The following is a 9975-nucleotide window of genomic DNA, read 5'->3' on the forward strand; positions in this document are numbered from 1 at the left end:
AGGCCTGTTCCGGCAATTCGCGAACAGGCGGCAGGTCGCAGCGTATGCCGGTCTTGCGCCTACACCATGGAAGAGTGGCACGATCAACCACGAACAGGGGGTCTCGAAGGCGGGCAATCCCCGTCTGCGCGCCATCGCCGTGGAAATGGCCTGGCTTTGGCTGCGTCATCAACCCGACTCGGCGCTTGCGCGATGGTATCACGAAAGGGTCCGCCGGCTCGGCCCGCGCACCAGGAAAGTCACGATCGTCGCCCTGGCGAGGAAACTGCTTGTTGCTTTGTGGAAGTACGCGACCAGCGGCGTGGTTATCGAAGGCGCAAAAACGAAGACCGCCTGACTGTCGACTTGGAAACCTGCAATCAATTCCACCGGAACCTGATCAGTTCTGGCGGATCCGGGGGGACGAACCGGCGTAGGGTTTGGCCTTACACGCCGTAGTTAAGAATGGTCCCGTCCTCCTGAACCCTGTCCGCAGGATGCGGAATGATGGTGCCGCCAACGTCCTTGGCGACCGTATGTGAGCTTGAGCGCGCAGGCATTTCGACACGCGTTCCGTCGAAGGGTTCGGCCCCGAGATCCAAAAACCTGCTGCCAGCCCGGCGTCGGCCCCCTTCACGATCAGCGCGTGATCGGGAAATCCGATGCGGTCGAGAAATACGCTCAATTCGTCCTTCGGGTCTGCGAAGGCATGGTCGAATACGGGCGTGTCTTCGATCAAATACTCGGAAACGACGATCTCCCGCACATCGTCGACCAGCACCATGAGTTCGATGCCGCCGCCGGTTACGAAGGGGATATGCGGGTGGGGTCCTTAACTGCGTTCGCTGACGATCCCGCGAGGCAGCCCGGTCGCCGCCATCCCGAGCCTCGCCTTGGCGATCGCTGCCTCGCGAGTGCTACCAGCGCGGGGAATCTCTCCGGTGAACGTGCCGAGCACATCGGTGTCCAGAGCCGGCGCAGTGCCGACGATGAGGCCGAGCCTGTCGAACAGAACCGCCATGCATGGTCGCGAGCACGGCGCGGTGATCGACATATGGTCCGTGCGATTGGCAGGCGGGGCTTCCGTCGATGTGGCAGCAGTGCTCAAGAACAGCCCTCCCGCTCTTGGCGTTCGAAGGTGGCAAGTCGGGCCGGAAGGTCCATTACGCGAACACCCGCAAAGGTACTCTTTCCAGGTTCGCGTCGCTGGTACAGCTCTCCCAGTGCAGGTCTCCGGTATAGCGCCAGGCCATGCGGCCTTCGTCGTCGAGGGTGAACAGATGCAGCCAACGATTGTCGAATAGCGCGCGGACCTCTGGGTGACGTTCAAGGATGCTGCCGATCGCTTCGCGGGGAGCCTCAATCAGCACGGATAACCGCAGCGGCTCATGCGTCAGCCCTTCGCCGTCGTGAACCGATTGCCACGGCAATCCCGTCCGCAGCAGGCCGCCATTGCCCTCGACCACACCGATTCCGCCGATCACGTTGTGTAGCAGCTTGTTGCCCGCACCGAAGAGGTCGGGCGCAACTGTGGATCCGTAGTATTGAAGGCTGATCCAGCTGGCGACGACGACCGGCGCCGTCAGGATCAGTTCCAGCACGCCGAAGCCATCGTCGCGCTGCCAGTTGTAGTCGTGGAGGAAAGCCGTTCCCGCTAGGTCGCGCCCGGCCGTGCGCGACCGCGGCGCGGCAACGAAGGCTTGGCAACCGGCGAGCCCCCATTCCGGGCGGAGCTCGGCCCAGTCGCGGGCGCGATGCGGGATGTCCCGGCTGCCTGCGGCGCGCGGCAGGCGCAAGGCCCTTTCCCCCCGCGCCAGAACGCCGGCCGATTTCAGGCAGCGCTCTGCCTGGTCGACATCGTCGGCATGGGCGGTAGAGGGGTGGTCGGCGGCGTAGATTTTAACGTCATCGGTAGTCGTGTCGTGCAGCGCGGCCAAGAACAACGTATCTTCGGGAATGGCGATGCCGCGCTCGGCAAGACCGACCCGCACATCGTGGTCGTTGAGCAGCGAGGCAAGCAGCCGCGCGTTCACTTCGCCCGAATACCCGCCGCACGCGCCGCAATGCAGTGTGCTTGCATGGGGATTGTTGACCACATTGGCACCGTGACTGGCGAGCAGAACGAGCCTTGCGAAGCCTGTGGTGAGCGACATCGCCTTAAGTATGCTCGTGGCCATTGTAAGTCTTGTGTTGAGGTCGAGACCGTTGGCCGGCCGCGGTGCTGGATCGTTTGGCGCGGCATTCCGCGTCAGCGCCAGACCATCGTGCAGAAGCTTGGCGACATACATAGGGCCTGCGGCCTCAACAAAGGCAAACGAGGAGATGGCGGCTAGCTTGAATCGCCGCCAGGCGCGCTTGGCGCGGGCTGTGATCCGCGCGGCCAGATCCGACCTTGCCACTGCCGGCGTCGCCTCTCCGGAGCATGTGAAAACGCCCGGGGTAAGCAGCACCGGCAGACGCGCCTCCACGACGTCCGAGGCGAAACGGCGATGAGCGATGCCCAACCCGAAGAAACCTGCGAATCCCAGCGTCCGGATGCCGGGATCGAGGCTTTCCAGCGCCCGGCGAAACACTTCCGAGCGCACGTCGATGCAGAAGGCCATCTGAAACCTGGGGCGACCATGTGCGGCCGGAGCCGAAGACGTTCCTGTAAGAAGCGAATTCAGCCGCCGTTGCGCCGCGCGTTCGGCAGCCTCCTGCAGAATGGCGTCGATGACATCCTCCGAAGTCGCAGAGACCGGCTCGGCATAGGCAGCAATGGCAGCCTGCCACTGGAGCTCGAGCGCGGAGCCGAGTTTGCGCAGCAGGGCCGCCTCCCAGGTCAGGCGGATTGCGAGCAGGTCGGTTACCGACGCATCGGTCCCTCCGCGCAGCTCCGTCTGCCAGAGCCGATAGCGGGCGGCCTGGCTCCAGCCGCCGAGCGTTATCAGCAGGCGGTGGAAATAGCTTTCCAGCGCCTCTTCGGAGAGCCCAAGGCGGGCTACGCATTCGGTAATCGCGTCTTCAGCATTCGTCGGCGCATCCGCCACGCTCTGCGCGAAACCTGCGAGGCCGACGATTTCAGGCGTTAGATCGTGGGCCGCGATGATCCGCCATGCGGCGTAAGCGGCGCCCTGTTGTCCTTTGGCCCAGAGCGCTTGGCCCTGATCAAAATAATCGGATGCCCACCGACTGATGCGGTCGTTGACGACGCCCGGCCAGTCGATCGCAGCGACATCGCGTGCCAGATCGGCGATGGTTGGGATCGCTTGTGGTTTAGGGCGTCCAGACTGGATGGCCTGCTTCAGTGCGGCGAACGTCTTCGGCCTGAGGGTTGCGGGAGCTGCCTCGAATGCGGCTTGCAGATCTTTCTCGGCGATTTCCCCTGAACCCACCCGTTCTGCATACCAGGGCCGCGGCATGGTCAACGCTATGCCGGCCGCGCGCCGCAGTCGGGCCGCCGCAGTTGCGAGCGGCTCGCTTGTCTGGCCCAGGAAAGGGTTAACCGCGACGCTCGAGGCGAGCGGCCAAAGAGGGGGAATGGCGCGCGCCGCACGATTGGCCGCCTTAAGGATTACATCAGGAGACAGGAGCGGCGATTTGGTGGCGGTCATCAGCATGGGTGTTGTCCTAGCTCTTATGGGTTCACGACGCCTTGGAGACAGACCAGCCGCCGAGGATGCGATCCATCGTGGCGTCGACGTACAGGCCATTGGAGAGATGGACGCGTAGTCCGGCGGCGGCGGGGTGCGACGCCCAGAGCAGGAACAGCGCCTGCGCCACGGCCACCAGCCCGAAGCTCAGCACCGCGAGCGCCATCAGCGTCCACTCCAGCCGACCCGGCGGCGGCGTCGCTGGCAGAACCCCTACAGTCAGCCATTCGGCGGCGGTCTGGAGCGCGAAGTATCCGATCGCAGCGGCGCTGGCGTAGACCGCCGTCCTGCGAGTGAGGGGGCGGGGCGCTGCATCGGCAAGGCCCTCGGCCAGCAGATATGCGACACCGAAGATCAGGATGGCGCCGAGTGCCAGCGCTTGGGGTGACTTATGCTCGAAGCCGAAGGTGAATCCGAACGCCGCGCCGATCCCTGCGTAAATCGCGAGTGCGATCAGGAACGCACGGCCCACGGCGGACCCGTTGGGAACCGCGACCGGTCCGGGGCGGCGAATGGCTGCCACCTGCTCGACTGCCCCGCCGGAAGCGAGGAAGGCATGCGCCTTGTAGAGCGAGTGAGCGACAATGTGGAGGAGCGCCAGCGGGAATAGCGCAAGACCGCACTGCAGCATCATAAACCCCATTTGGGCCACCGTGGACCAGGCGAGCGAGGTCTTGACCGCAGGTTGCGTCAGCATCACGAGCGCACCGAACAACGCTGTGAACCCGCCCAGCATTGCCAGCATTGCCAGAACGCCGGGCGCCGAAAGCATGACATCGGCGAAGCGGATCAGCAGGAAGCCGCCGGCATTGATCACGCCGGCATGAAGCAGAGCCGAAACCGGAGTCGGCGCTTCCATCACCTCGGTGAGCCAGCCATGTGTCGGGAATTGTGCGGATTTCAGGACCGCAGCGAGCGCGAGCATGGCGGCTGTTGCGACAATGAGCCAGGAGTCGTCGCCCGTCCGGGCCAGCGCGTTGATTGTAGCGATATCGGTCGTGCCGAAGCTCATCCCGACAAGAACGGCTGCGCTGACCAGGGCGATGGCGCCGATCGTCGAGAACAGGCGCTTCTTGCGCGCCGCGCGCTGCGCCGCCACACGCTCGGGATAGAACAGCAGCAGGCGATGCAGCGCGACACTGGTCGCGATCCAGGCAGCGACCAGCTGTACGAGATTGCCAGCCTGGACGAGAAGGAGGACTGCCGCAAGCGCAGCGCAAAGCCAGCCGATGAAATAGCCTTGTCGAGCCTCGCCATCGAGATAGGTACAGGAGTACTTCACGACGATCCAGCCGACGAACGCCACTAGGAGCAGCATTGTCGTGCTCACCGCATCGAGCCGTACCGACAAGCCGATGCCGTCCCGTCCAATCAGCCCGCTGTCGCCGGCGCCGCTTAGGATCAGTACCGTAAGCGATGCCAACGCTATCAGCAGTCCGCCGAACGCGGTACTTTCTGCGACGATGGCTACCAATTTTGGGCGTCGGCCGTTCCGAACCAAGCCGAATACGGCGGCAATAAGTAGCAGGAGCGGTGCAGAAAGCGGCAGCAGATAAAGCGACAAGGCAATCCCCTGAATCGTTGACGGTCGGATGCCTTCGATATCGATCGGCAGGATCGAATAAAAATTCATTGTTTGCAGAGAATCGTTCGGTATCATCGAACGGTATGACATCCCTGAACTACAACCATCTGCGCTATTTCTGGGCTGTTGCCCACGACGGCAACCTCACCCGCACTGCGGAGAGGCTGAACCTGACGCAGTCAGCCCTGTCGGTTCAGATCCGCAAACTCGAGGAGCGCCTTGGTCATTCGTTGTTCGAGCGTCGGGGGCGGCAACTCCATCTGACCGAGGCCGGGCAGATCGTCCTCGACCATGCCGACGCGATCTTTGCCACCGGCGATGAAATGCTGGGCACGCTGCGGCAGACAGGAGCAGTCCGGCAGGCGCTGCGCGTCGGTTCGCTTGCTACGCTGTCGCGCAACTTCCAGATGGAGTTCCTGCATCCGGTTCTCGGCCGCACGGACATCGATCTCATTCTTCGATCGGGCAGCGCGGGCGAACTGTTGCGTGCGCTTGAGGCGCTCAACCTCGATGTCGTTTTGCTGAACCAAGCACCGTCAGGTGACGCTCTGATGCCTTTCGTCACGCACCGTCTTGCAGAGCGTCCGGTCAGCCTCGTGGGTACACCGGATCGGTTGGGGCATGCCGCAAGCTTCGTGGATCGACTGCGAAGCCACCCCATTATCCTGCCGACGGTGGAGAGTAGCGTCCGCATTGGATTCGACGCGCTGGTGGATCGCGTGGGCGTCCGGCCGCAGATCGTGGCCGAAGTGGAGGATATGGCGATGATGCGGCTTCTCGCCCGCGAGGACATCGGGCTGGCCATTCTCCCACCAATCGTTGTCAAAGACGAGATTGCGGCAGGCGTGCTGGTGGAAGGCGATCAATTGCCAGGCATTGTGGAGACGTTCCACGCTGTCACTATGTCGAGGCGCTTTCCAAATCCTTTGGTGCAGCTTCTCGTTCATCCCGTGATCACACCAGCGGACCTATAGTTTCACTTCGTAGCGCCGAATGGCGGCGGGGAATTTCGCAGCGAAGTGAGCAAGGTTTCACCGACTCCTCGTGCGTGTGCTCGATACGGCCCGTCATCTCTGCCACCACTGCCTCGTGACGGTACTTTGTTGGTTCGCGTTCAGAAAGGCCGAGCCTCCTCTCGAGTTACGCCGAGGGGCGATCGGTGCCGATAGATGCCGGACCGCAAAATTTTTCTTGGACGATACTCGTCCATTAAATCAACAGAGTAGAGTTCTGATGGCTTTCAGGACCGGCCTTTCAGGCAAATAAAGAAAAAATTGCAATGAAAACAATTTTTATGGCGATCGATCCTATCGAGTGGGGGTGACGTGGAGTACCGGAGCGTAGATTCGGATTTTGGCGGATAGCTTGGGCGAATGGTTTGTGGCGATAGTGGTCGATAGTCTTGGCTTTTAAAGATTTAGAGCTTTACGCGCCGAGTCCACGACCGAAGCCCGAGCAGTGGCGGCATGCCGCTCTATCGGAGGAAAAGATTTTGCCCCCCGACCATCGATCATTTGTATTCAGGCTCCATGTGTCAGGGGGAGTGTAGCCGGGTGGTTCTGGGGCCGTTCGCGAGCGCGCCGTCGATGCTCATTTGTTGCACTAAGCTTCCTTCCCCAGGACGCGTGGGTTGGGCGCTTGCATTGACTCGTACCTTGGAAAGTTCAAAGCGGCTCGTCAAAGACCAGCAACGACATGCGCCTGGATTTTCGCGGAGACAACATCGTTACCATTGGCCTTCGCAATTTCTTCCATGGCGACCTCGGTCACGCTTTCCAGACCGGCAGCATCGCGCCCCTCGATTTCGTTGCGGAGCGGCGTTCCTTGGCAATAGGCGATAGCAGTGTGGCGGGGGCTCGGAGCGACGCTGCTTTTTGCTAGAGTTTCGATTTGGATTGTCGGGAAGTCAGCAGCGTAAAATGGCCTCAATCGCTCCTACGTCATGGTACCCGTGCGGCGTCCGTACCAGCGGGGCGGGGCGGCGGAACTGCAACACGATCCGGGAAGAACATAACGCCAAACTGGCAGCACACGGCATCGAAACTTTCATTTTCGAAGGGCAACTGCAGCGCGTCGGCTTGCCTCCACGTGATGCTTGGATCGGGCGCTTGCCGAGCGATGGCGCGGTCGAGCATGGGCTGGTTGAGATCGGTGATCACATAGCGTGCCTCCGCGCTGAGCATGGAAGCCAGTGCGCGCGGGACGACACCGCTCCCGGCCGCCGTTTCGAGAACGGTCTCGGGACTAGATCCGCTGACGTGAGCAGCGAGATCGGCCGCATACGACTTGAAGATGATAGGGACCACGTAGGCATCGTAGACGTCAGGTATTGAGCCGGCGAATACTTTGTCGGAATTTGACATGAGCGTTCTCCCTGACCACCGCATGCCTTGTCGCTTATGATTCCGAATTAAGGACCAAACCGGCGTTGCGCAAGGCGCCGCGACGGCTCGCCGCTTTACGCACACCAGAGGGTGTGCCAATTCCACCGAGTACGCCTGACGCGATCCGACGTGACCTAGATCGGCTCGCTGTGGTGCGCGCACAGAATTGGCGATGACGCGGTCGCCCTCTATGGGGCGGCCGGCGTCGAGTTCAAGCAGAGCGCGGACATCGTCATCGCCCGGAAAGACCTTTACCTCAGCCTCGGCGAGGTGCGGGTCGATTATGTGTTCGTCTCGCGCGCCGGGGAAGAACAGACCGTCACGATCGGTTTCCCGCTGCCGCGAGTGCCCGCGACGCCGGACGACCCCGCATCGGTTCAGCTCGTAGAGGGGAGCGGCGGGGATCTTCGCAATTATCTCGGCTTAGGCGTCGCGGTGAACGGACGCCCGCTCATCTCGGTGTTGCACGAGTTCGCATGGCTGAACAACAGCGATGTCACCGCCGAAGTCCAGGCAGCGGGCCTGCCGCTGCTGGTGGATCTCGAGTGTTGGGAGGCGCTACAGGCGCTCGATCCCGATACGGCCGAGGCGCTTGCCGCATCCGGATTGCTGTGGGGCCACGGCCCGCCGAACCGGACGCGGGCCTGGGATTACCAGGCGGTCTATGAATGGCGCCGGACCTTCCCCCCGGGCGAAACAGCGGTGTCCATTCACTACCGGCCTCTCCTTGGCTGGCGAACCGACTACGGCAAATCCTTCTATCTGGAAGGCGAGCACGCGGGGACGGCCTGCGTCGACGATCGGCTGCGTGGCGAGATCGAGGCAAGCGGCGGCTATCGTGAGGGCGCCGAACTCACCTACATCATGACCACAGCCAGGAACCGCGCGGGGTCGATCGGCCGGTTCAACCTGACCGCAGGCACGACCAGACCCAAGGAGTGGGCGCCAGGTAAGATACTGATCGCCCTATGCCCGGCCGAAGCATCCACCGACGAGCAAGGCTACCGGCACTGGAGCGCGACGAACTTCGTTCCCGAAAAGGATATCAGGGTTTTCTTCTACACCACCGACTGAGGGCGCGATCCGCAAGCCGTGCCACGAGCGGCGCGGCTTGGGCTTCCGTTCGGGAGGCGCCAGAGATGCGCATGCTGAACGCCGGTCCCATCCGCGCCGCCCGGCCCTCGCTGCTTCGCAGGATCGAACGCTCCAGCGGCATAGGTGGCGATCCTGGACACAAGCAGCGCGACCGGTCTTTCCGACATGCGGTGGCGGCCAGGCAGGCCAGCGACCATTTCCTGCGCGATTGGTTCGAGAGCACTTCCGGGCGAAAATCCCGGGCCAGGTCTCGGTGGAAATCAACACCTTGGCCACCGCGCGATGGCCTGCCGCTTCCACTGCCTGATTTGTCCGGATGAAGCTGGTGCTTCGTCGCCAGTTTCGAGATCCTCTGTTCGCCACTGATCCGCTTGACCGACCATCCCTGAACATGAAAGGCGGCTTACCTTGCGGCATCCACCGACTTTATCCCCAGGCCAACAAATCAAAAGAAGAACGAATGGACGCATCAGAATTAAAATTGAGGGTCAAAATCGGATGCCGGTTACTGCAAAAACAGGGCAAAAACTGCACGCCGAAACACACGCTATCTTTTTACGATTATTCGCAGATTCGTCGGATGTGTTTTCCATCTTCCCTAAAGGTCAAGGTAACATACCGTTAACCTTTGTGACTTGCGGGAGGTAGCATGCTCCCGGTAGGTGCAGGCCTCGCCAAGACCGGCTTGCTCATTGCTCTGCTGGTTCTTGGAGTCGACTGGCAAAGCGGGGCCGGGGGCTTAAGACATGAAAGATTAAGTGAAAGGTTAGTAATGGCAATTGAACCAGCCCGCTTCGGCATGCCCGATGCAACCACAAGCGGCGTTCCGCCGGGCACCACGCTCAAGCCGTATACCGGCCCCATGCACATCACGACGGACGGTGCCGTCATCGAGAACGTCATCATCAACGGAATGCTGACGGTCGAGGCGGAGAACGTCACGATCAGAAACTCTGTCATTCAGAATTTCTCAACTTGGGGGATTCAAGGTGATAAGGCCCCCGGGCTGCGTGTCGAATACAATGATATCGACGGCACTGGCTCAACACGCACATCAGGAATGCTTATTGGAGGGGATGGAGCCGCAGCGATTGGCAACGACATTCGCGGCATGGTCATTGGCATCCAGCTGGCAGGCGACGGCATCATCAAGGATAACTATATCCACGATCTGGCCGACACATCCTCGAACCCAGATGATCGCCACTTCGACGGAATCACCCTCTTTGGTGGCGGCGGCAACCTGATCGAACACAATACGATCCTCTTGCCGCCCAAGGATGGTGGCACAGCCGCTGTC

Annotated in this window: 8 protein-coding genes and 1 pseudogene; 4 read left to right on the plus strand and 5 right to left on the minus strand. The window is 61.7% G+C overall.

Annotated features, from left to right (window positions below; genetic code table 11):
- Positions 1–337 (plus strand): transposase (locus ACLKMW_RS25785; protein ID WP_415727382.1); only part of this gene is annotated, 337 nt, incomplete at its 5' end.
- A 42-nt stretch (positions 338–379) separates the two neighbouring features.
- On the opposite strand, the gene ACLKMW_RS25790 is transcribed toward ACLKMW_RS25785, so the two are convergent.
- The 4 genes from ACLKMW_RS25790 to ACLKMW_RS25805 are packed head-to-tail and all read right to left on the minus strand — an operon-like array spanning position 380 to position 5175.
- Positions 380–763: a hypothetical protein gene (locus ACLKMW_RS25790; RefSeq protein ID WP_415727383.1), complete on the minus strand. Its 384-nt coding sequence runs from the start codon at positions 761–763 to the stop codon at positions 380–382.
- Between the two features lie 48 nt (positions 764–811).
- A complete protein-coding gene (locus ACLKMW_RS25795; protein ID WP_415727384.1) occupies positions 812–1087 on the minus strand; it encodes a hypothetical protein in 276 nt (91 codons plus the stop codon).
- Between the two features lie 55 nt (positions 1088–1142).
- Positions 1143–3578 carry a YbcC family protein gene (locus ACLKMW_RS25800; RefSeq protein ID WP_415727385.1) on the minus strand — a complete coding sequence of 812 codons (2436 nt, stop codon included), beginning with the start codon at positions 3576–3578 and terminating at the stop codon, positions 1143–1145.
- 25 nt (positions 3579–3603) lie between these two features.
- Positions 3604–5175, minus strand: a complete 1572-nt coding sequence (locus ACLKMW_RS25805) for a proton-conducting transporter transmembrane domain-containing protein (RefSeq protein WP_415727388.1) — start codon at positions 5173–5175, stop codon at positions 3604–3606.
- A 104-nt stretch (positions 5176–5279) separates the two neighbouring features.
- Here ACLKMW_RS25805 and ACLKMW_RS25810 point away from each other — a divergent pair, with 104 nt between their 5' ends.
- The gene (locus ACLKMW_RS25810; protein WP_415727386.1) at positions 5280–6170 is read left to right on the plus strand and encodes a LysR family transcriptional regulator; all 891 of its coding nucleotides are present in this window, start codon (positions 5280–5282) and stop codon (positions 6168–6170) included.
- A 703-nt stretch (positions 6171–6873) separates the two neighbouring features.
- On the opposite strand, the pseudogene ACLKMW_RS25815 reads toward ACLKMW_RS25810, so the two are convergent.
- Positions 6874–7559: pseudogene (locus ACLKMW_RS25815) on the minus strand (class I SAM-dependent methyltransferase).
- Between the two features lie 186 nt (positions 7560–7745).
- On the opposite strand from ACLKMW_RS25815, the gene ACLKMW_RS25820 reads away from it, so the two are divergent.
- Positions 7746–8654: a DUF4424 family protein gene (locus tag ACLKMW_RS25820; RefSeq protein WP_415727389.1), complete on the plus strand. Its 909-nt coding sequence runs from the start codon at positions 7746–7748 to the stop codon at positions 8652–8654.
- A gap of 793 nt (positions 8655–9447) precedes the next feature.
- Positions 9448–9975, plus strand: a 528-nt coding sequence (locus ACLKMW_RS25825) for a right-handed parallel beta-helix repeat-containing protein (protein ID WP_415727387.1), incomplete at its 3' end; no start/stop codon positions are given.

The organism is Borborobacter xinjiangensis (assembly GCF_047739745.1).
Lineage (GTDB): Bacteria > Pseudomonadota > Alphaproteobacteria > Rhizobiales > Rhizobiaceae > Pseudaminobacter.

Bases quoted from the DNA above. Each gene is read 5' to 3' on its own strand.
- ACLKMW_RS25790 (WP_415727383.1), bottom strand. From the start codon at position 763: ATGGTGCTGGTCGACGATGTGCGGGAGATCGTCGTTTCCGAGTATTTG.
- ACLKMW_RS25800 (WP_415727385.1), bottom strand. From the start codon at position 3,578: ATGCTGATGACCGCCACCAAATCGCCGCTCCTGTCTCCTGATGTAATC.
- ACLKMW_RS25810 (WP_415727386.1), top strand. From the start codon at position 5,280: ATGACATCCCTGAACTACAACCATCTGCGCTATTTCTGGGCTGTTGCC.